A 23,559-nucleotide genomic window follows, 5' to 3' on the forward strand; every position below is an offset into this window, starting at 1 on the left:
TTAAAGCTATTAACCAATAAACCTGATATCTTATTATTTATTAAAAGCCTTTGTTTATCTTAGTTCTGGTAAACAAAAGTTCTATGTACAAAATACTTTCAATCTGTCTTATCTTCTTTATTTCGGTAAATATGTCCTCTCAAAAACTTCAGGAGTATTTACTCCCACTTCCCAAAAAAATAATTGTAAAGGAAGGCAAATTAAGTATTAGGAATGGTTATCTTAATTTACCGCACAATCAACTTATAGGTCAGACTTTACTTCTTCAAAACAGTCTTTTTAAAACCGGCATTAAAACACAGATAAGTCCTTTTCAGCTGTTTAATCAGTCTGAGACAATACAATTCATAAACGATTACACCATTGCAGATCAAGAATATCAACTAACAATAAATCCTGAAGCCATAACCATCAAATCCGGTTCTGATGCTGGCTTCTACTATGCTTTGGTCACTTTAAACCAAATTGGATTTTATGCACAAAAAACAGGATTCTGGCCTTGTGTTGAAATTATTGATAAGCCCGATTTTCCTCGTAGAGGTATAATGTTGGATATTAGTCGTGATAAGGTGCCAACAATGCATACTTTAATGAGTTTGATTGATCAGTTGGCCGGTTTGAAAATCAACGAAATTCAGTTGTATACCGAACACACCTTTGCTTACAAAAACCATGAAATGGTATGGAAGGATGCGAGTCCCATGACACCTCAGGAAATCCAAACTCTGGATAAATATTGCAAAGAACGTTTTATCGACCTTGTTCCGAATCAGAATTCATTTGGTCATATGAATCGCTGGTTAAAACATCCTGAATACACACATCTGGCAGAACTGGAGGAACCTGGCAAAACCATCTGGGGAATGCGATCGAAGAATACATTGAGTCCGATGGAAGAAGGTTCATTAGAACTTATGCAAGAATTGTACGCAGAGTTACTACCCAATTTCTCAAGCAAATATTTTAATATTGGATGTGACGAAACGGTTGAGTTAGGTGTTGGAAAATCAAAAGGACTTTGCAAAGAAACTGGAAAAGGACAGGTTTACTTAAACTACTTGCTGGAACTTAAGAAAGAAGTTGATAAGTATGGAAGAACAACTCAGTTTTGGGGCGACATCATCTTAAATCACCCGGAATTGATCAGTGAATTGCCTAAAGATATGGTTGCCCTTATCTGGGGATACGAAGCCAATCACCCTTTCGATAAACAATGTAAACAATTTGCTGAAGCAGGCTTGGATTACTATGTTTGTCCGGGTACCTCATCATGGCTAACAATAATTGGCAGAAACAAAAATGCTTTTGCTAACCTGTTAAATGCAGCCGAAAACGGCAAAAGACATAACGCCAAAGGTTATTTAATAACTGACTGGGGCGATCATGGTCATTGGCAACCGTTATCAGTCTCTTACCCATCATTTATATACGGTGCCGCTTTAAGCTGGAATGTATCGGACAGTAAAGATATGGATATTGCCAAGGCTACTTCTCAATTTCTTTTGCTGGATGAAACTGACATTGCCGGTAAAGTGCTAGTAAACCTCGGTAATGCATACCTAAAAACCGGAGCTATAACTGACAACAGTAATATATTCTATCAGCTTTTGCGGCGCAATAATCATTCAATAAAAACAGATCGCTGGTTAAAACAAATCTATGCGGAGAAACTTGCTCGAACAAAAAATTTCATAAATGATCAGATTGAATTATTAGGGAATGCTCAAATATCATCCTATGATTCAAACACTGTTAAACAAGAAATTCAATTAGCCGCTAAATTAGCAATACATGCCTGTGACGTTGGAATTGCTAAATCTCAAACACATGAAGGTTATTTTAAAGATATTTCATTACACAAACAGAAAGAATTTATTGATACCCTCGACTATATTATAATGAAACATCAAACCATATGGATGCTTCGTAATAGAAAAGGTGGACTTGAGGATTCGGTTACCAAACTTGAAAACATAAAAAAATCCTACGAATAATCATTTATCAGACAAATAAGCCCATTGGTAAATGCAGAATCAGATTTAACCAAATCGGGGTATCTATTACAAATAACATTCGTATTGCATTAGAATAAAATTTTTGTTAGGATTTACTTGACTTACCGAATGATTTTTTTTAATTATTGTATATAGAAATCCATTAGTTGGTTTTAAAACAGAGGTTGAATGAAATACCAAAAGTTATTTTGGACTATCATATTTTTTCAAATGATTTCATCCATAACAGTCAGTTATGCTGAAATCATTAGTGCTTCTACGTTCAAATTTAATCACCTCAATAATAACAATGGCCTTTCAGACAATACCATCAACACTATATTTCAAGACAAAGATGGATTTATTTGGTTAGGTACATCGCATGGATTAAATAGATTTGACGGTTATAATATCATTACTTTTTTAAGTTATCATAACAGCTCCTTTTTTCTTTCTGAGAATAGAATTAAAACATTAGCTCAGGACAAAAACGATAATCTTTGGATTGGAACCTCTAAAGGAATAGACATCTTAAATCTCAAGACCAGACAAATAGAAAAAAGGATTAACACAAGTACTTATCCTCTGCTACCAAGTGATGATATTTTGTTCATGCATTTAGATTTCAAAAATCAGATGTGGATTGGAACAACAAGAGGTGTCGTTCTTTATAATTCTTCAAAAGATATATTACAACCAATCGTTCAGGAGAATTCGCCACAATATGATTTGGATAAAAATGCTCCAATACAAATAGCTGAAGACAAAAACGGTAATATATGGTTGGCATCACCAGGTGGTTTATACAGATACAATAATAACAATGGCATTCTAAGTTTATTCAGGTTTGAAGATAAAGACAAGCCATACTTAAATTCCATCAAGACTATTCATATTCATGGCAATCATTTATGGGCTGGTACTGGCGGAGGCCAGTTTTTTTCTATCGATATCAATCGTCAGGTTGATTTGAATACAGCAAAAGTTCTGGAACTTGAGCCTAATGAAATCATACCCATCAATAGTATTTCGGCATATGAAGATCAGGTTTGGATTGGTTCTGTTGGCCATGGATTATTTATTTATGATCTGACAAACCAAAAATTCAGCCGTTACCGATATAATATTGACAACGATGAGTCAATTAGCTGGGATGTTATTTTAAGCCTATTCAAAGATCGTAACGGTTCAATGTGGATTGGTACTTATGGCAAAGGAGTGGATATTTGGCATCCAACTCTACGAAAATTCAAAACTTATAAAAGTAGCTATAAAAACTCAATTGACTTTGAAAGTGTAACTTCTATAACGAGTGATTATCTTAACCGAATATGGATTTCGGGATACGGCAGACAAAACAATGTCAATGTTATAGATCAAGTCAATAGAAAAATCACACATTTAGGATTAATCAGAGATAAACACTTCAATGTATTTACTAAAGATTTAAAAACAGATGGCAAAATAATTTGGGGTTGTCAGATGGAAGCAGACAAGCAACTCTTTAAAATTGATGCCCAAAACCTGGAGGTTATTAAAACAATCACTTTAGAAGACGCAGATCTTCAGCCAATTGAATTAGTAGACGATTCGCTAAACAATAAATTATGGATTGGCACTTTCGATGGAGTCATTTGTTTCGATAAAAAAACAGAGTCTATTTCAATTATCAACAATATCCAGGATTATCTTAAGCTACCCAATCCCATAAAAGTTTATTCAATCATTCCAGATGGAGAAGAACTTCTTTGGCTTTCAACAGATGCTGGTTTAATTAAATTCAATCACCTTACTTCGGAAGCCCGATTAATAAAATCAACAGATGATAAGGGAGCTTATCGAACATTAGATATATTGAAGGATAAAAATATTGTGTGGCTTGCTACTTCCAATGGACTACTTTCTTACGATATAGAAACTGATCAGATTAAACATTTGGGAGATGAAGATGAGTTGCTATCAAGCCTTTCGGTAAGCATAGAAGAGGATCTTATAGGTAATCTATGGATTGGTACGAATAAAGGAATAATCAAATTCAATCCATCAACTAAGAAAGTTACCCTGTTTACAAAAGATGATGGTTTACAAAGCAATGACTTTTCGCAAGGTGTAAAATACATCGACCCAAAAGGCAATTTGTATTTTGGTGGCACGGATGGATTTAATGTAATTAATCCTACAGAATTAATGTCCAACATCCTGCCCCCTCCGGTTCGAATTACCAAACTATTGATTCATAACAAAGAAATTATATTTGATCCTTCATCTGATCAACCTCAGAAAATTAATGAGGTAATTGAATATTGCGATGAACTTAAGATTAAGAATACCGACTATGTTGTTTCATTCGAGTTTTCTGCTCTAAACTATATTCAAAGCAATAAAAATCAATATGCCTATATTCTTGATGGATTTGAGAAAGAATGGAACATGTCGGAAAACAGGAGGTTCATAACTTATACCAACTTACCTCCTGGCAATTACACCTTGAAAGTGAAAGCCTCCAACAACGATGGTGTTTGGAATGAAAAAGGAACCGAATTAAAAATTATTGTACAACCTCCTTTCTATAAAGAATGGTGGTTCAGAACCCTATTGGTAGCCTTTATTATTTCTGCTTCTTTACTATTTTATTTTGTGAGAATTAAAATGCTCAAGAATAAAGAAGAGAGATTAAAACAACTAGTTAGAGAAAGAACATTCTCACTGCACGAAGCCAATGAAAAATTAGAAGAACAGAAAGAAGAAATAACAACACAGAAAGAGTTGCTTGAACAAAAAAACGAGGAGATCATCACACAGAATGAAATTCTGGAAGAACATAGAAATCACCTTGAGGAATTGGTTACAACACGTACAAAAGAATTAGCTGCAGCAAAAGATAAAGCTGAAGAATCAGATCGTTTGAAGACCGCATTCCTGGCCAATATGAGTCATGAAATTCGAACTCCTATGAATGCTATTATTGGATTCTCAACTTTACTGCGACACTCAGATTTTTCTGATGAAGAAAAGGTAAACTTTATTGACCAGATTCAGACCAATGGAGACAGTCTACTCCACCTGATTGATGATATCATTGATCTTGCCAAAATTGAAGCAGGTCAGCTTAAGCTTATCTACAAAAATTTTGATGTTAATGGAGCTCTGCTCGAACTTCTTAACACGTTCCGTCATGAAAAAATAAGATTACACAAAAACAATATCGCCATCGATTTATGTAACCCTTCCGAACCCGAATTTATTATCAATAGTGATCCGTACCGTTTAAAACAAGTACTTTCTAATCTACTTAGCAACGCTATTAAATATACTGAATCTGGTTCTATTGAGTTCGGCTATAATAAATACGATGACCTGCTTGAGTTCTTTGTCAAGGATACTGGCATAGGTATCGAACCTAAAAGTTTCGAGCATATATTCGAACGCTTTAATAAGGCAAATAATAATGGAGGTCAGTTATACGGCGGAACAGGACTAGGCCTTTCAATATCAAAACAAATCATCGATAATCTGGGAGGGGAAATGAGTGTTGAATCCGAGATTGGCAAAGGATCACGATTTAGTTTTACTATACCTCTTTAACTGATGAAATCATGGTTATTACCTTGCAAAATCAATAACCAAAATCCAGTTGACATTGAAAATACGTATATTTGAGTTCCTAACTATGTAACACATTGATTCGAACTACGACCATTATTTTGCTTTTGCTTTCAGTTCTCTTAGCCAATTCGCAAGAAAATTTAAAGGTTAAGAAAATTAAATTCAAGGGTAATACTGCCTTTAACAATCTTAAACTTAAAGAACAGATAAGTTTACAGGGCACTTCATATTTTGAAGAAAAAATACTCAAAAAGGACCCTTCTTTTTATTCACGAAGCCTTTACTTATCAGACATTAAACGATTAAAAACCTTTTATCAGCAAGAAGGCTATTTAGATATTCATTTTCTGGACCCAACCATCAGAATCACAAAAAAAAACAAAGTCATTTTAACCTTCAACATTGAAGAAGATGAGCCCATTAAAGTTGAATCCGTAGATTATCTAATTGATTCAACAAAAAAGATTTCCAATGAATTACCCCGAAAAGGATTAAGGAATATAAGACTTCAGTCAGATTTACGGGCTGATAATATTTTTCGTGATGAGTGGTGTATACACGACCAACAGTTAATCGTCAACCAATTCAATAATATTGGTTATGCTTTTGCTGATGCTGACTTCCAATTGATGGTTGATACCGTAAAATCAACAACTAAAGTTTTGTGGGAAGTTGAGAAAGGAAACCTGACTCATTTTGGTAAAATACAGATCATAGGCAACAATCGTATCAAAGAAAAGAACATACGAAAACAACTAACTTTTAGTGAAGGTGATGTATGGTCAAAAGCAGATATTGACCTCACACAGAAACGAATTTTCAATCTGGGCATGTTCAGGGTTAGTTCAGTTAAAACCGCTCCTACAGAACAACAACAAGACACTATACCTATTGAAATAATTCTGAAAGAGGCTCCCAAATGGACCACCCGGTTTGGTGCAGGTTATGGCCGGGAAGATAAATTCAGAGTATTTGGTGAAGTGCAATATCTAGGCTTTTTAACCAATTTAGGCAGAATAAACCTAAGTGCTAAACATTCTGCACTGGAGCCCTATAATTTTGACCTGAAATTTACACAACCAGCAGTATTATTTCCAATCAACTCAATAATTGTTAATCCATATATTCAGGAACAAAAGGAACCCGGATACAGCGTTAAAAAAAATGGTTTCAATTTTACATTCCTGCAAAACTTATCGGATAATTTCAATTCCAATATCAATTTCTTTTTCGAAGATGTAACAAACGACACGACTAATTTCTATTTATCTGGCATAGATGAATTACCTGAATCTGTTTATTTAAAATCAGGTATTTCAATCGGTTTTACTTATTTCAATGGCGAACCCAAATTAAATCCTATCAGCGGTCATTCCCTCTCACTAAACATTAAAACCAACGGTTTATACATCACTCATGATATGCCATTCTACAAAAGCATTCTTGAATACAAAAGGTATTGGGGATTGAACTATGGGTTGACACTTGCGTTTAAGAGCAAGATAGGTATGGCTAAAGGAACTGATGGTTTAAATTTTATTCCTTCCGAGGAAAGATTCTATGCAGGTGGAGCACACTCTGTCAGAGGATGGTCTAGATCAAACCTGGGCCCCAAAGACGAGTCTGGCAATCCAATCGGCGGTAAGAGCTTACTCGAAGGAAGCTTTGAAGCCAGATATAATATCGCCCCAAAATTAATAGTAGCAACATTTATTGATCTGGGTAATGTTTGGGAACCATCATTCAAATACCAACTGAATGATTTACGTTATGCCTCAGGATTAGGCATCAGATATGATACCCCAATTGGTCCGGCTGGTATTGATTTTGCCCGACCAATCTTTGATTCAGAAAAACAGTGGCAAATACACTTTAATATCGGCCACCCATTTTAATATATGATAAAAAAAAGCATCAAATATCTGTCGTATCTGATTGCAACATTTTTTGTTGTTCTAATCCTATTGATGCTTTTCACTCAAACATTATGGTTTGATAGGATAGTTAAAAAACAAGTTGTAAATGTTATTAACAAAGAGCTTAATGCAATTATATCTGTTGATGGTTTCAATAGCAACTACTACAGTTATTTGGATTTAACAGGAGTTAAGCTTCGGCAAAAAACAGATAGTAGCATAATTACTCAGGTTGAATCAATTCAACTTCAATTTAACATTTGGTCATTATTAGAGCAAAAAATTGAGATTTCGTCTTTTATCATCAATAACCTTGATGGATCGTTTTATCAGGATGAGAAAGGCAGATGGGAAATTGCAGATATTATACCCACATCTGGAGATACAACTACTTCTTCAGCTCCTTTTTCGTATGCCATACAAATTGATACCATTCGGCTAAACAACTGGAACATTGCCTCAAACTCAACAATAGAACTATTGCCCGACAGCATTCAAAACCTGAACCTCTTTGCTTCGTTTTATTATAAACAGGAGCTTATGGATTTTAAGCTGCATAACCTTGAATTAGTTTCGATAAAACCTGATCTTACCATTCGAAAAATAAACGGCCATTTTAAGCAAGACGGCTCTTTAATAAGCATCGACAGCCTAAACGTTGAAACATCCCGTTCGTTATTTGAAGCTTCAGGCAAGTATCAATCCATTGATAAAAGTACTGCTCAACTTAAAGCTGATCCGATCAGTAAGGATGAAATTAAAATATTTATTCCATCAGTTCAATTGCCAGTATCCCCTAAAGTTAAATTAGAATATCTGACACGGAATGACACTAGTTTTTTCAATGTTGGCATAACTGTAAATGAGGAAGAGGTTCATTTGAAAGCACAAATTTTAAGGCTTGAGGACTATTCAAACAATAAAGTAAAGCAGATCCCATTTAACGCAGAGCTTGCATTCGTTGATGTCCATCCTGAAAATTGGTGGTTGATGAATAATACCAATAGTACATTACAAGGAAATATTAACATTAAGGGTAATCATCTTTTAGACTATACAACCTGGGAAAATATTAAAGGCGATTTAACCGGTTCGACTTATTTAGATCATCATTTTAAAATTTTTAAGTTTAATGCTCAGCAAAATAATTTCAATGTCAGTTCAAGCTTGATTGCACAATCTTACTTGGGGAGGGCAGAAGGAAATGTTGAGTTACGAAACTATACTTCAAATCCAACTTACAAAGCAAGTTTAAAGATTGACAGTTTACTTTTAAGTAAAATAATATCAGATGATGCTGGTATGGCAAATGGCAAAATTTTAGTTATTGGGAAAGGCCTAAGTACTGATAGTATTGACGCAACTAGTACAATTAATATTTCGCAAAGCAACATTTATGGCGTCCCAGTCGACTCGGCCTATATTAAAGCCAATCTAAAAGATAACCTTCTCAATATATCAGAAAGCAGAATCCTCTTACCAGGTGGAAAAGTTGATGCTTCCGGTAACTTTCAGTTATTATCAAAAGAACTAAATGGTAATGCTGATTTTGTGGTTGATTCACTTACCTTCCTGCAGTACTTTCTAGCACCTGAATTCAATTTTACACAGGCTACAGGACAATTGTCCTTCAATGGCTCAATTGATTCTCTAAATACTACAGGCCATCTAACAGTATCTGAATTCAATGGCTATTCTTTATCAAGTAATAAAATGAATGCCCGGTTAAATGTTAACTATATCGAGAATCTTATACAGGCTAAAACATCTTTCCAGATTCAAGCCTTGCAAAACAATGATATATTGGCTGACACCATTTACGGCGAAGCTAATTATAAACAAGACACCTTATTTGCTGAAGTATTTGCTAAAAAAGACAGTATCAACACTAAATTAAAAACACATATTCATCTGGCCGATACATTAGGCATCAATATTGACAATTTACGATTCAATACTCCACGAATCCGTTATTATACAACCGACACCATAAATTTAGTTGAATTTTACAATAATGAGTTCACCATTAAAGATTTGGCATTAAAAGATGAATTATCACCCCAATTTTCCTTGAGAGCAAAAGGAACATTTGGAGCCAACCGAACACAGGATCTTGATTTTGTTGTAGATAACTTCGATTTAAATTCATTAACCCGGCTAAATATACTGGATGATTATATTGATGGATTATTTTCAATCAATATGAGATTAACAGGACAGCCTCAGTCTCCTGAATTAAAATCAACATTCAACGTAAAAAACGGCCAATACGATCAAATTCAACTGCCCTTTTTTGAAGGTAACTTAACTCTTAAGAATGATACGTTAAAAAGTAGTTTTATCAATCCGGAGAATAAAAAAGAATTCAACCTTAGTTTAACAACACCATTTGAAACACGTTTTGATACAACAGGTTTCATTTTTAATATGAGTGATTATTTCGAGGCAACCTTGCGTCTTGACTCCTTCGATATTGCTGCTCCAACCGCGAAAATTGCACAACTAGAAGTTGAAGGGTTACTTGATGCCAATATCAGGGCGAAAGGAGAGTTTTCAAAACCGCTTCTTTATGGCAATTTTAATCTTCAAAATGGAAAGTATAGTCACCCTGGTTATGGAATTGACATGAGTAATGCACAAATAGCCTTAAATTTCGACAGTAATAAAGTGGCCATTGATACCTTCATCATAAAACGCGACAAAGGCTATTTAACCATGACTGGTGCTGCTGTTTTTGATAGTAGTTTAGTAAGCGGTTCAATCCATAGCTCAACACTGGAAGCGAATGCCAATAACTTTTATGTGATCAAACACCACGATTATTCTGCATTGATTGATGCTAAGACCTTTTTTACAAATTCTGAATCAGAAAGCCGTTTTGGAGGTAAGATTAAAGTTCTTAGGTCTGAATTTTACCTTCCTGCCTTCATGGATTCTGACAATGAGACTAAAGAACAGAATGTACCTCTACTGGTTCAGGCTACTGCAGCCTCAGATACTATATCTGGTTCACAACAGCATATTAGTCTTCGAAAAAAGAAAGAAGAAACATCTCCATTCATTACCAATTTACAAGGTCGGCTTGAACTGGAAATACCTCGTAATACCTGGTTGAGAAGTGAAGATATGGGCATTGAGATCTGGGGCGATCTGGAGATAGAAAAGAGTAATCCGTATTTTGAGTTATATGGTGAATTAGGTATTAACCGTGGACATTATATTCTATATGGTAAAAAACTGGTGATTAACGAAGGTACTTTAACTTTTCAGGGAGGTAAGGAGATAGATCCTATTCTGAATTTTAATGCCAGTTATACTTATCGAGGACCAGACAAAGAAAAACGAACCCTGGAACTTTCTGTCAGTGAAAAATTATCTGAACCTGCTATCTCATTTAAGCTGGATGATTCTTCCATTACAGAAGGAGATGCCATTAGTATCCTCATATTTGGAAAGACGATGGATGAACTATCCTACTCAGGACAGAATGGAATTAGTGGAGCAATCGGAACCAATATGTTGACAAAAGCCCTTACATCGCAATTAAGTAAAACTTTAGGTACTCAATTCAACCTCGACATGATTGAGGTGACTGCGGCAGAAAACTGGCAAAGCGCAGCTTTTGTGGTTGGTAAATATGTTACGAATGATCTTTTTGTTATCTATCAACGTGGCTTTGGCGAAACCGATGGAGATGAAATAACACCAGAGATTATCACACTGGAATATGAGTTAAGTAAAAATTTATTCATGAGATTACAAAGCGGGAGTTCCAAAGAATCAGGTTTTGATGTAATTTTGAAGTTCGAATCCAAAAAAGATTAGGTGATGATAAATACGCGCGAATTAAAATCGAAGCATAATGCTATTTGTAAGAAACTAGCTTCAAAACGTATCAAAGATAGCCTCGATATGATTGAAGACCTGGTGAAAGATGCTCACGACGGCGATCTTATCGACACTCATTATAATCTTGAATTCACCTATAAAAACATGCTTCGCTATACTGTGGAAGGCATAACCGACCCTGAACGACAAAAGATCTACAATCATTTGGTGAGGGATGTCTACAGATTAGCTGACAATGCCTATAACAAACTGATGTTGAAATATTCCAACGACATCATTTTTGAGCTTCGTCGCGAAAACGCATCCATCCAACTCAGTGTTTTATTGGATGAGTATGCTCAACTTTGGAATGGCATTGAACTTCAAAAAATTGTGAATCCCGAAGCCGAAAATGCTCAGGAAATACAAAATATTAGTGTAAGAATCTTTCAATATTTATGGAGTGCTTCCACCTTATCAGAAGGTGACCTTGATAAGTTAAAGAGCCTTTTTAATAACTCATCCTATCCATGGTATTTGAAAGCGCAATTGGTGGGAGCTCTTAATCTGGCTCTTCTTCATTCTTTCATCCCAGAGTATTTGGATTTATTAATGGATTTAGCTCTTAATGAAAATGATAGTATAAGCTCTCGTGCTGTCACAACATTAATTTTATCGTTTCTGAAATATGATGCCCGTTTACCTCTAAACCCTAAAATTCATTCACGCTTTACATTACTGGCAGAAGAAAATAAATGGATTACACTGATTGAAAGCATCATCATTCAATTAATCAGAACAAAAGAAACACAACGAATCTCACAGAAGCTTCATGATGAAATACTTCCTGAGGTAGTAAAAATGCAACCCAAGTTTAAAAACAAACTTGATCTGGAGAATATGCTAAGTGAGAATCTAACAGATGATAAGAATCCGGAATGGGAAGATTTTTTCAAAGACTCACCCAGTCTGATCTCCAAGATGGAAGAGCTTACTCAATGGCAGATGGAAGGTGCTGATGTATTTCTGTCTACCTTTAAACACCTGAAGCACTTCTCGTTCTTCAATTCTTTTGCTAACTGGCTTTTACCATTTTATCCTTCTCACCCCGAGATAAAAAAGGCATTGGATTCCGAGAGCGATCTTTTTAAAAGTTCATCATTACTTGATAATCTGGCTGAGTCGAGGTTTCTATGCAACTCTGATAAATATTCTTTAATGCTCAGTATTCCTCATATGCCTTCGATGCAAAAGGATTTAATGGGTCAGATGTTTTCGGCTGAGATGGAACAAATGGCAGAAATCAACAAAGACGAAAAAGCATTAAAGGCTAACCAGGGAAAGCTGATTGCTTCGAACCAGTTTATACAGGATTTATATCGACTGATCAAAGTTCATCCACAACGCCATCAACTCGACGACATCTTTACTCAGCCGATGGATTTTCATAATAAGTGGTTCTTTAAAAAACTTGTAACTGAGGATTCTTCATTACGAGAATTGGCTGAATATTATTTTAAAAAGGAATACTATGATGAGGCGATAGATATCTTTAACCAGATCTACGAAAAGGATCAAACAGCTGTTGATATCATTCAAAAAATTGCCTTTGGTTATCAAAAACTTAATCAGTTTGAGAAAGCTCTTGCTAAATATTTACAAGCCGATTTAATTGGTGCTGAAAGTGTATGGAATAAAAAGAAGATTGCTCTTTGTTACCGCCATTTAAAGAACCCCGAAAAAGCATTACAATATTATAAAGAGGCAGAAAATATCGATCCTGAAAACCTTTCAACACAAGCCTCTATCGGACACTGCTACCTGGAACTGGAACAATTTGAAGAAGCTTTAAAATATTATTTTAAAGTAGAATACCTTGATCCGGGAAATCATAAAGTAGGAAGAGCAATCGGATGGTGTTCGTTTGTTTTGGGTAAATTCGATCAGGCAGAAAAGTATTACAACAAGATTCTGGTTGCAGAAACCAATAAACAGGATTTAATAAATCTGGGACATACACTTTGGTGTAAAAAATTACGTAAAGAGGCCTTGGCCAGCTATCAGAAAAGTATAAAACTACCCAACCATTCGTTTAATGAATTTTTGGAAACATTTCAGGAAGACATTCCTCATTTATTAACTCATGGAATTGAAAAACCAGACATCCCGTTAATGTTGGATCAAATTCGCTACTCACTGGAAGAATAGAATGGCAAAGAAGAAAATATCACACGAATTATATAGTTACGGCATTTATAATCGCTGGGAGCGTCAGTCAAAAGACCTGCCTAAACTTTTAGAAATAACCGATCGCATTCCTATCAAAGATGATATTGAATTTGGTTATGTACTTAAAATCAAAGGAGCTAAAGGTAAAAAGTTAGTATTTAAAATTGAACATCCACCCTTTAAAAATGATAAAGGTGAAATTGAACCACCTTTTGAGGGTGAATATTATGTCAATTCTAATACGTATGAATTTTTTCTTGGAGATACTGTGTGGGAGCCGTACGAAGACAAAGCTGGCGAATGGAAGCTCTACACATGGTTGGATGGCAAACTGATAGCGGAGAAGAAATTATTTCTTTTCCTGTACTAGTTCATTAGCACCATTATTAAAAACATAACGAAGCCTAATAATGCGGCGATCAAAACTACTTCAATGATCGAATAGATGAAGATCTTCCGCTTCAATTTCAATGTTAAATCACTTTCCTTTTTCATTCTTTTCGATTCTTTCTTGGTCATAAATTAATTACAAACATAGTAGGCATTTTTCTATTTTGCACGCCCTTTAACAGTAATTAACGTTAGATTGACATTTTTTAACCGCCTTGAGTTTCAATTTGTTTTTACAAAATTTTTATACTAAAAAGGTTCCACTACTGTGAAACCTTCTAAATATATATGATTTTCAATATTATACATTAAAACGGAAGTGCATAATATCGCCATCTTGCACAACATATTCTTTTCCTTCAATGCTCATTTTTCCTTTTTCCTTACAAGCTTGTTCTGATCCCAAGGTCACAAAATCTTCATACTTTATAACCTCAGCACGAATAAAGCCTTTTTCAAAATCAGAGTGAATTACTCCGGCAGCCTGAGGAGCCAGGTACCCCTTATGAAATGTCCAGGCACGTACTTCTTTTACTCCTGCAGTAAAATAAGTTTGTAGTTCCAATAACGAATAAGCAGAACGAATAAGCTTTGATACACCTGATTCAGTCAATCCCATATCCTCCAAAAACTCCTGACGCTCTTCAAATGTCTCCAACTCAGCAATCTCAGATTCTGTTTTGGCTGCTATCATCAGTATTTCAGCATTCTCATCTTTAACTGCTTCACGAAGAGCATCAACATGTTTATTACCACTTATAACTGAATCCTCATCAACATTACAAACATACATAACCGGTTTGTTAGTCAATAGGTATAAATCTTTGCTTACTTTTTCCTCATGCTCAGTTAATTCAACAGTACGGGCCGACTTACCATTCTCCAGTGCCTCCTTAAACTTGTAAAGAACCTCAACTAATTTTTTAGCATCCTGATCTTTTGAAGCTTTGGCAGCTTTCTCAGTTTTTTGCAATCGTGCCTCAATGGTTTCCAAATCTTTAAACTGAAGCTCCATGTCAATGATTTCTTTATCACGAACCGGATTCACTGATCCATCAACATGAGTCACATTATCATCATCAAAACAACGTAATACATGAATAATCGCATCCGTTTCACGAATATTGGCAAGGAATTTATTACCCAATCCTTCACCTTTACTAGCTCCTTTTACCAAACCTGCGATATCTACAATCTCAACAGTTGTTGGTTGAACACGCTGTGGTTTCACCAACTCTTCCAACTTCACCAATCGTTCGTCAGGGACGGTAATCACTCCCACGTTCGGTTCGATTGTACAAAACGGAAAGTTTGCCGATTGGGCTTTTGCATTTGATAAGCAATTAAACAAGGTTGACTTACCCACATTCGGTAAACCAACTATTCCACACTGTAATGCCATATGATGATATTTACTTTGCTAAAATTCAGCCGCAAAAGTACTGCAATTTTCATTAGGTAAAAAACCTGAACCAGTTAAAATAAAAAAGGAATGCCCTTTATTGTGAACATTCCTTAAATTAATATCAATCTTTTCCTTATTTATTCAGCAGAATGAAACTCATCGAATCTTCCGTTTTGAAGAAAATCGACACTTTTCTGTATTTCCTTGTACATGATTTTATCTTCTTCCACAAAAGTGACATAATCACGATATTGACTTAAGAAATTTTCAAGATACTCTGATGTTCTGGCAGGACGGCGAAATTCCATTGCCTGAGAAGCATTGAATAATTCAATGGCCAAAACACGTTCTACATTATCTGCTATTTTCAATGCCTTGGTAGCTGCATTACCCCCCATACTTACATGATCTTCCTGCTCATTGGATGATGGAATGCTATCAACCGAAGAAGGCGTGGCCATTTGCTTATTCAAACTCACGATGGAAGCAGCAGAATACTGTGGTATCATAAAACCACTGTTTAGGCCCGGATTGGCAACCAAAAATTCAGGCAATCCACGTTCCCCCGATATCAATCGATAAGTACGACGCTCCGAGATACTTCCGATCTCACTCATGGCAATGCCCAGAAAGTCCATTGCCAGAGCCAGTGGTTCTCCATGAAAATTACCTCCGGAAATAATCATATCATCATCCGGAAAAACAATCGGATTATCGGTTACTGAGTTTATTTCAGTAAGCACCACACCAGCCACATAGTTTATTGCGTCTTTAATAGCGCCATGGACCTGAGGCACACAACGGAAGGAATAAGGATCCTGAACATGTTTCTTAGGCCTTGTAATTAATTCACTTCCTTCCAGGATAGCTTTGATATTACGGGCTGTTTCAATCTGTCCTTTATGAGGACGGATAGTATGCAACTGAGGAAAATATGGTTCAATACGTCCATCGAAAGTATCCAACGACAAGGCAGCAATGATATCTGCATACTTTGAAAGTCGAAAAGCTTTGAGCAAAGTATAAACTGCATGCGAACTCATAAACTGCGTTCCATTCAACAGAGCTAATCCTTCTTTTGCTCCCAGCTTAATAGGCTCCCACCCTTTTTCGTTTAATACATCAATGGCAGGACGAGTTTCTCCGTTGAAGTGAACATCACCTTCTCCAATTAATGGTAGAAACAGATGTGCCAGTGGAGCCAAATCTCCTGAAGCTCCCAATGATCCTTGTTCGAATACAATCGGATAAATATTGTTATTGAAGAAATCGATCAATCGATTCACTGTAGCCAACTGTACCCCTGAGTTACCCAAACTTAAAGCATGAATCTTCAGCATTAACATCAGCTTAACCACATCGCGTGGTACTTCCCTGCCAATTCCACAAGCATGACTCTTTACCAGATTTTCCTGTAATCGACTCAAGTCATCTTTTGAAATGGAGATACTATGCAAGGCACCGAAACCAGTGTTGATACCATAAACAGGACCATCTTCTTTGGCAATTTTATCATCCAGATACTTTTTACATACCTGAATCAATTCAATTGACTCATCTGATAATTTAAGGTGATACCCTTCTGAAAGAATGGTTTCAATATTTTCAAATGTTAATGGTTTAGGGGAGATATAAAATATTTTGTCCATAAATAAAATTCAAAACTTTGATATGACTGATTTGGATGCTTTTTTGCAAAAGCTAAATTGATCCACCTCAACGATGAATACAAAGAGTAAGATAAGAAGGAAATATCTCAAGGGCAACGGATATCGCCACCAAAAGAACTAATAATAAGTCTGCTGTTTTTTAAAATTCTACCCATAAAAAAGCGGATAAAGCAACTGTTTACTTTATCCGCAAATGTATTTAATTTCTTATTTAGATGCTGATGACTTTTATCAATTCATCAACACCCAATTTACTCTGTTCTCCTGTTTCCATATTTTTCAAAGTCACTACTCCAGCCTGACGCTCTTCTTCACCTGTCAACACCACAAATGGAATTTCTTTTTTATTGGCGTAATTCATCTGTTTTTTCATCTTTGCATCATCAGGGAATAACTCTGCATTTATTCCGGCTTTTCTCAATTGAGTAAGTATTCCCAGCGCATACAATTCATCTTCACCACCAAAATTCACAAACATAGCTCTGGTTTTTGCTCCATCGGCTTTTGGGAATAATTCCAATTGGTTCATTACATCGTAAATACGATCTGCTCCAAACGAAATTCCAACCCCTGAAACATCTTTCAAACCAAAAATTCCTGTTAAATCATCATATCTACCACCACCTGTAATACTTCCAATAGCCACATCTTTGGCTTTTACTTCAAATATTGCTCCAGTATAATAATTCAATCCTCGCGCTAAAGTAAGATCCAACTCTACTTCTAAATCGAGATTCAGAACATCCAGATAATTCAACACCACTTCCAGTTCATCAACACCTTTCAATCCAATTTCTGATGCAGCCAATACTTCACGCAACTTGGCTACTTTCTCTCTGTTTGTTCCGCTCAACATGATAATTGGTTGAATGGTTTGAATAGCCGCTTCTGATAAACCTTTTGAAGTCAATTCTTCATTTACTTTTTCCAAACCAATTTTATCGAGCTTATCAATCGCAACTGTAATATCAACAATCTTATCAGAAGCATCAATAATTTCAGCAATACCCGAAAGCACTTTACGATTGTTCAGTTTTAGTACCACGTTAATGTTTAACAGTTGGTACACTTCGTCAACAATCTGAATCAACTCCACCTCATTCAATAATGAGTTACTTCCAACCACATCGACATCGCACTGAAAAAATTCGCGATAGCGACCTTTTTGCGGACGATCAGCTCTCCAAACAGGTTGAATCTGGTAACGCTTAAATGGGAATGTAATTTCATTTTGGTGCTGCACCACAAAACGGGCAAAAGGAACTGTTAAATCATAACGAAGTCCTTTCTCACTTATTTGAGATATTACCTTATTTGATTCTTTTTCGGCCAACAAACCGGCATCAGCTTTACTAAGATAATCGCCAGAATTCAATATTTTAAATAGCAGCTTATCTCCTTCTTCGCCATATTTACCTAATAAAGTAGAAAGATTTTCCATAGCAGGTGTTTCAATCGGCAAATACCCATATTTCTGAAAAACTGATTTTACCGTATCGAAAATGTAGTTACGTTTCACCATCTCCACAGGCGAAAAATCCCTGGTACCTTTAGGTATACTTGGTTTCTGAGCCATATTATTGTTTCGTTATTATCGTAATTTATTGAGCTGCAAAGATACTAAAGCTAATCGAAACTTAATATTTAAGCTGAAAAGGTATTACGGTTTTTTTTAATCATCATGAACTATAACAAGTTCGAATACCTACTATTAGGTATTTATAATACATATACATACACATACCTTTGAGTTATGTTAATTATAATTCCATTTATTATGAACAAACTTTTTACCCTTATCGCATTATTCAGTTTGCTTTCATTTGCATTTTCTGAAAAATCCACTGCCATCGAATACGCAGGCGGTGACGGCACAGAAAACAATCCATTTCAGATTGCCAATCTTGATCAATTAAAAACACTTTCCGAAACGGTTGCCGACTGGGACAAACACTTTATCTTAATCGATGACATTGACGCAAGTGCAACTTCAACATGGAATAGCAATAATGGGTTTTCACCTATTGGTAATAAAACCAATAATTTTACGGGTTCGTTCAACGGGCATAATCATTCCATTAGCGGATTGACCTGTAATGTTCAATATACAGATTACCGAGGCTTATTTGGCTATGTTATAAATGCTACAATCATTAATGTAGTGATGGAAAATTGCCTTGTGAAAGGTAAAGAATACACTGCTACTTTGGTCGGATATGCAAACAGTTCAATCATTAGTAATTGCAATGCAGTTGGCGGGTTAGTACAAGGAGCTAATGGCAATACTGTAGCAGGATTAATTGGCATGGCAACCACCTCAAGCGAAGTTACTTACTGTTATACCAACCTAGAAGTAAGAACAGGATATGGTTTTACAGGTGGTTTAATGGGTAGTTTGGTAGGCAGTTCTATCATGAAATACTGCTTTTCGTTTAACATCGTAAACAGTACAGGAGGCTACGGAGCTAAATCGTTTGGAGGATTGGCTGCCCAAAATCACACTTCAACAATTGAAGACTGCTTTAGTCATGCAACGGTGGCAGGATATGAATGGGTAGCGGCTTTTTCAGGTCGAAATTATTCGAATACAACAACAGTGGCCTCAATTAAAAACTGCTATGCGACAGGTACAGTGAGTGGAACCTATACAACGGCTGGCTTCATTGGATCAAATGAAGGAGCATCAACTGCAACAAATTGTTATTTCGATACTGAAACAACTGGAGTTTCAAATGCCATTGCTACTGACGAAAATTCACAAACACCAATTGGTTATGAGACATCAATGTTTGCCGATGCTGATAACTTTTCAGAATGGGATTTTGACAACACATGGATTATTAAAACAGTACCCGAATATGATGCGAATCCACGTCCCTATCTTCAATGGCAATTTGGTTATAATTTAAACTTTGCAACAGATGGAAATGGAAGTATTAGTGGAGAAACAAATCAAATTATTAAACGAGCCGATGATGCGGCAACTGTTGAAGCTATACCCAATGCTTCGTATCAATTTATAGAATGGCAAGCTGAAGACGGCACTTCATTTTCAACTGAAAATCCTATTACAATACAAAATATGACTTCAAACATAAATCTTACAGCTATATTTTCATTATCAACCGGAAATGAATCATCATCAGTGCCAAAAACCTTAGTCTACCCAAATCCAACAAAAGGAAAAGTTTTTATTTCAGCTGAAGGGATCAAAAAGGTTGAAGTATTAAATCTAAAAGGATCTACTATAAACATTTATAACTTCAGCAATTCTGAATCTTGTATTGATCTATCATCTTATAAAAAAGGGTATTATTTACTACGAATAACAACAGAGAAAACCTCCTTAGTTGAAAAGATAATTATTGAATAGTGATTGATAAGGAACGGGGTAAAATTCGAACCGCGTTGCACTAATTTAAGTCAACGCGGTTTATATACCTCTATTTGTCAAACACTTGAATTCATTATTCAGAATCATTACATTTGAATAAAAGGACAATCGATGAAACCAAAACCTCAAAACCACTATAAGTTTGTCCATTCATTTAAATTAAGTTCACTTTTCTTATTTAGAATAAAACTCCTATTTGCATTACTTCTGTTGCTTCCTTTATTTGTATATGCCAATAATGACGAAATTGACAGTTTACAATCGAAGTTAAAAAATTGCACAAACAAATTTGATCTAGCCAAAACCAATCTTCAGCTCTCAAAACTTTATGAGCGTATCGACTTAAATCTTGGGAGGAAACATGCTCTTAATGCTCTGCAATATAAATCAAACGATTCGATTCTTGCCGAAACATATAATCAGCTGGGTCGCAATTATTTCTATCGAACACAACTCGACTCAGCCATCTATTATTTTGAAAAAACAAAAGATCTACTAACAAAAACAGGTAATACTGATCGGGCTTCTATTGTTGACATTAGTTTGGGGGCTATTTATTTACGACAAGGAAATTACAATCAAACAATTGAAATATTAACTCAGAGTGCTGCATATTTTGAAGAAGTACAGGATGATCTGAATGCTGCCAAATGTTACAGCAATATTGCCAGCGCAATGGCAGAACTTGGGAATTACAATAAAGCTATTGAGTTTAGTAATAAGGCTTTAAATATTTTTAAGACTAATAACCTGACTCAGTATCAACTAATAACTTTGCCAAATCTTGCAGCCCAATATTTTAAAGTTGGCGATACGATTACTGCCATTAAATACAATTTGGAGGCAGAACAATTAGCCCAAAAACAAGACAATAAACGGTCTCTATCAATTATTTACAATAATTTGGGAAGTATATACTTAGATAAAGATCCTGAAAAAGCTAAATACTATCTGGACAAAACAATTGCTTTAAAAGAACAACTAAATCTGATAACGGGGCTCGAAGTTACACAAGGGAATCTGGGATATATTCACTTAAAAAACAAAGAATATACAAAAGCTCTGTTTTACTATAATCTGGTAGCACAAAAAGTGAATGGTAAACAACTGATTTTCGCTTATGACCAAATAGCTGAATGCTATAAAGGATTGAATCAGTTTTCAAAAGCATTGGATTATACCGAACGATCCCGATCTCTTAATGACAGCCTATTGAATGCTAAGAACCAGGAGATATTTAATGAGATTCAAACCAAGTACGAAACTCAAAAAGCTAAGCGCGAGCTATCTGAACTCAAAGTAACCAACCTGGAGATAAACATTGCTCGAAACCGAAATCGCATTTTACTCTTTATTGCACTTGCATTGCTGACTCTTTCTTTACTATTTGGATATATCCACCAAATATGGACTAAGCGCAAACAACTACTCATCAAACAAGAGTTAAAAATTAAGGAACAAGAAGTTGAACAAATCTTGAAACGACAAGAATTACAAGGTATAGATGCCATTATTGATGCTCAGGAAAAGGAACGTAGTCGCATTGCAAACGATCTTCATGATAATTTGGGAAGCAAAATTGCCACTCTAAAATTATATATAGAAGGAATACAAGCATTGCCTTATGAGAATATTCATAATATAAAACCTGAATTGAAGCAATTGCAAACTTTATCGGAAGATACTTATCAGGAAATCAGAAAAATTGCGCACAACAAAAATACCAATGCGTTAATTGCCAAAGGTCTGATTACAGCAACCCAAACCATATCAAATCAGATATCAGAGAGTAACCAATTGCAAATTGAAGTTATTAATGTGGATATTGATGACCATATAAATATAAACTCAACCATTGAGATTCAACTATTCAGAATAATTCAGGAATTACTAACAAACATTATAAAACATGCAAAAGCATCAGAATGTATCATTCAATTTTCAATAGATAACAATGAGTTGGTTGTGATGGTTGAAGACAATGGTATTGGATTCGATATTGATGAAATTAAAATAGGATATGGTTTGACAAATATCGAAAAGCGGATTGACAAACTTAACGGGCAATACAATATTGACTCGGCAGTGAACAATGGAACTACTATTATTCTAAAAGTACCTTTATGAGTATAAAAATAATCATCGCCGATGATCACCAATTATTTATTGACGGAATTAAATCAATTTTAGCACCCGAAAAGGAAATCTGCGTAATAGCCGAAGCAACTAATGGATTCGAATTAATTAAATGTATTGAAAACGGAATGGCACCTGATTTGATTATTACCGATATACGTATGCCAATTATTGATGGGGTTACCGCAACCAGGGCTCTTACAAAAAACTTTCCTGAAATACCGGTTTTAGCCTTATCGATGTATGATCAAAGTGCTGATGTTATTGAAATGCTTGATGCAGGCGCCAAAGGTTATATTACCAAAAATGTTGAACGAACAGAACTCCTTACCTCAATCAAAACTGTTATTTGCGGAGATTATTATTTTAGTAAAAAACTACCTATAAAAGTAGAGGACTGGAAAAAACAGAGAACAAATACTGAAACCGGTAGACTTACTAAACGAGAAAACGAAATTCTTGAATTAATAGCAAAAGGAAGGAGTACGCTGGAAATTGCTCAGCAACTTAAAATTAGCAAATTTACCATAGATACTCATCGCAAAAACATTCATAAAAAGCTTAATATTAAGTCGAATGTAGGTTTGGTTAATTATGCAATTAAAGAATCTAACCAAAACCATTCTTTTGATGTCTAATCTTCACTTTTCTATTTCTTGAATTTTTCAAGAAATTATTTAAACCTATAAGCAATAAAACTGTTAGCAAATGGATCTTATTAAATTCAATTTACAGACTTAATAAATCTAAATAACAAACGTAAATTTTAGAAAATGGATACAACACAATTAGTTCTGGATGCCATGAAAAAGGCGGCGAAACCATTAAAAGCAGGTGAAATTGCTGAGTTAAGTGGATTAGACAAAAAAGAAGTTGATAATGCAATGAAAACATTGAAAGCCGAAGAAAAAATCACTTCACCAAAACGCTGTTTTTGGGAACCGAAATAAGTATAGAGATACCTTTAAAAAAGTGCTTATGATCTTATCAA

Annotated in this window: 13 protein-coding genes; 10 read left to right on the forward strand and 3 right to left on the reverse strand. The window is 35.2% G+C overall.

The window, feature by feature from the left end:
• The first annotated feature begins 83 nt into the window (after window positions 1–83).
• From ACRD62_RS11025 to ACRD62_RS11050, 6 genes are all read left to right on the forward strand, one after another.
• Entirely contained in the window at window positions 84–1,994 is a 1,911-nt protein-coding gene (locus ACRD62_RS11025) for a beta-N-acetylhexosaminidase (protein WP_430820166.1), read from the forward strand.
• A gap of 189 nt (window positions 1,995–2,183) precedes the next feature.
• Window positions 2,184–5,579: a two-component regulator propeller domain-containing protein gene (locus ACRD62_RS11030; protein WP_430820167.1), complete on the forward strand. Its 3,396-nt coding sequence runs from the start codon at window positions 2,184–2,186 to the stop codon at window positions 5,577–5,579.
• A 95-nt stretch (window positions 5,580–5,674) separates the two neighbouring features.
• Window positions 5,675–7,495, forward strand: coding sequence for a BamA/OMP85 family outer membrane protein (locus ACRD62_RS11035; RefSeq protein WP_430820168.1), 1,821 nt, complete (start codon window positions 5,675–5,677; stop codon window positions 7,493–7,495).
• Window positions 7,496–7,498: 3 nt separating this feature from the next.
• Entirely contained in the window at window positions 7,499–11,341 is a 3,843-nt protein-coding gene (locus tag ACRD62_RS11040) for a translocation/assembly module TamB domain-containing protein (protein ID WP_430820169.1), read from the forward strand.
• Between the two features lie 3 nt (window positions 11,342–11,344).
• Complete coding sequence (locus ACRD62_RS11045) at window positions 11,345–13,552, forward strand: tetratricopeptide repeat protein (protein ID WP_430820170.1); 2,208 nt, start codon at window positions 11,345–11,347, stop codon at window positions 13,550–13,552.
• A gap of 1 nt (window position 13,553) precedes the next feature.
• Window positions 13,554–13,943: a DUF3859 domain-containing protein gene (locus tag ACRD62_RS11050; RefSeq protein ID WP_430820171.1), complete on the forward strand. Its 390-nt coding sequence runs from the start codon at window positions 13,554–13,556 to the stop codon at window positions 13,941–13,943.
• A gap of 321 nt (window positions 13,944–14,264) precedes the next feature.
• On the opposite strand, the gene ychF is transcribed toward ACRD62_RS11050, so the two are convergent.
• From ychF to hisS, 3 genes are all read right to left on the reverse strand, one after another.
• Window positions 14,265–15,365 (reverse strand): redox-regulated ATPase YchF, encoded by a 1,101-nt coding sequence (gene ychF, locus ACRD62_RS11055; protein WP_430820172.1) that lies wholly within the window; start codon window positions 15,363–15,365, stop codon window positions 14,265–14,267.
• 140 nt (window positions 15,366–15,505) lie between these two features.
• The gene (gene hutH / locus ACRD62_RS11060; protein ID WP_430820173.1) at window positions 15,506–17,017 is read right to left on the reverse strand and encodes a histidine ammonia-lyase; all 1,512 of its coding nucleotides are present in this window, start codon (window positions 17,015–17,017) and stop codon (window positions 15,506–15,508) included.
• A 232-nt stretch (window positions 17,018–17,249) separates the two neighbouring features.
• Window positions 17,250–18,614 (reverse strand): histidine--tRNA ligase, encoded by a 1,365-nt coding sequence (gene hisS, locus ACRD62_RS11065; RefSeq protein ID WP_430820174.1) that lies wholly within the window; start codon window positions 18,612–18,614, stop codon window positions 17,250–17,252.
• Between the two features lie 201 nt (window positions 18,615–18,815).
• Between hisS and ACRD62_RS11070 the strand changes: the two genes are divergently transcribed.
• The 4 genes from ACRD62_RS11070 (at window position 18,816) to ACRD62_RS11085 (ending at window position 23,518) form a co-directional block, all read left to right on the forward strand.
• Window positions 18,816–20,411: a T9SS type A sorting domain-containing protein gene (locus ACRD62_RS11070; RefSeq protein ID WP_430820175.1), complete on the forward strand. Its 1,596-nt coding sequence runs from the start codon at window positions 18,816–18,818 to the stop codon at window positions 20,409–20,411.
• A 132-nt stretch (window positions 20,412–20,543) separates the two neighbouring features.
• Window positions 20,544–22,559, forward strand: a complete 2,016-nt coding sequence (locus ACRD62_RS11075) for a tetratricopeptide repeat-containing sensor histidine kinase (RefSeq protein ID WP_430820176.1) — start codon at window positions 20,544–20,546, stop codon at window positions 22,557–22,559.
• A complete protein-coding gene (locus ACRD62_RS11080) occupies window positions 22,556–23,206 on the forward strand; it encodes a response regulator (protein WP_430820177.1) in 651 nt (216 codons plus the stop codon). Before ACRD62_RS11075 ends, ACRD62_RS11080 begins: the two co-directional genes overlap by 4 nt.
• A 135-nt stretch (window positions 23,207–23,341) precedes the next feature.
• Window positions 23,342–23,518 (forward strand): hypothetical protein, encoded by a 177-nt coding sequence (locus ACRD62_RS11085; RefSeq protein ID WP_321407848.1) that lies wholly within the window; start codon window positions 23,342–23,344, stop codon window positions 23,516–23,518.
• Window positions 23,519–23,559 lie beyond the last annotated feature (41 nt).

The sequence above is a fragment of the Carboxylicivirga caseinilyticus genome, from assembly GCF_050589785.1.
Lineage (GTDB): Bacteria > Bacteroidota > Bacteroidia > Bacteroidales > Marinilabiliaceae > Carboxylicivirga > Carboxylicivirga caseinilyticus.

Bases quoted from the DNA above. Each gene is read 5' to 3' on its own strand.
- ACRD62_RS11025 (WP_430820166.1), top strand. From the start codon at position 84: ATGTACAAAATACTTTCAATCTGTCTTATCTTCTTTATTTCGGTAAAT.
- ACRD62_RS11030 (WP_430820167.1), top strand. From the start codon at position 2,184: ATGAAATACCAAAAGTTATTTTGGACTATCATATTTTTTCAAATGATT.
- ACRD62_RS11040 (WP_430820169.1), top strand. From the start codon at position 7,499: ATGATAAAAAAAAGCATCAAATATCTGTCGTATCTGATTGCAACATTT.
- ACRD62_RS11045 (WP_430820170.1), top strand. From the start codon at position 11,345: ATGATAAATACGCGCGAATTAAAATCGAAGCATAATGCTATTTGTAAG.
- ACRD62_RS11050 (WP_430820171.1), top strand. From the start codon at position 13,554: ATGGCAAAGAAGAAAATATCACACGAATTATATAGTTACGGCATTTAT.
- ychF (WP_430820172.1), bottom strand. From the start codon at position 15,365: ATGGCATTACAGTGTGGAATAGTTGGTTTACCGAATGTGGGTAAGTCA.
- hutH (WP_430820173.1), bottom strand. From the start codon at position 17,017: ATGGACAAAATATTTTATATCTCCCCTAAACCATTAACATTTGAAAAT.
- hisS (WP_430820174.1), bottom strand. From the start codon at position 18,614: ATGGCTCAGAAACCAAGTATACCTAAAGGTACCAGGGATTTTTCGCCT.
- ACRD62_RS11070 (WP_430820175.1), top strand. From the start codon at position 18,816: ATGAACAAACTTTTTACCCTTATCGCATTATTCAGTTTGCTTTCATTT.
- ACRD62_RS11075 (WP_430820176.1), top strand. From the start codon at position 20,544: ATGAAACCAAAACCTCAAAACCACTATAAGTTTGTCCATTCATTTAAA.
- ACRD62_RS11080 (WP_430820177.1), top strand. From the start codon at position 22,556: ATGAGTATAAAAATAATCATCGCCGATGATCACCAATTATTTATTGAC.
- ACRD62_RS11085 (WP_321407848.1), top strand. From the start codon at position 23,342: ATGGATACAACACAATTAGTTCTGGATGCCATGAAAAAGGCGGCGAAA.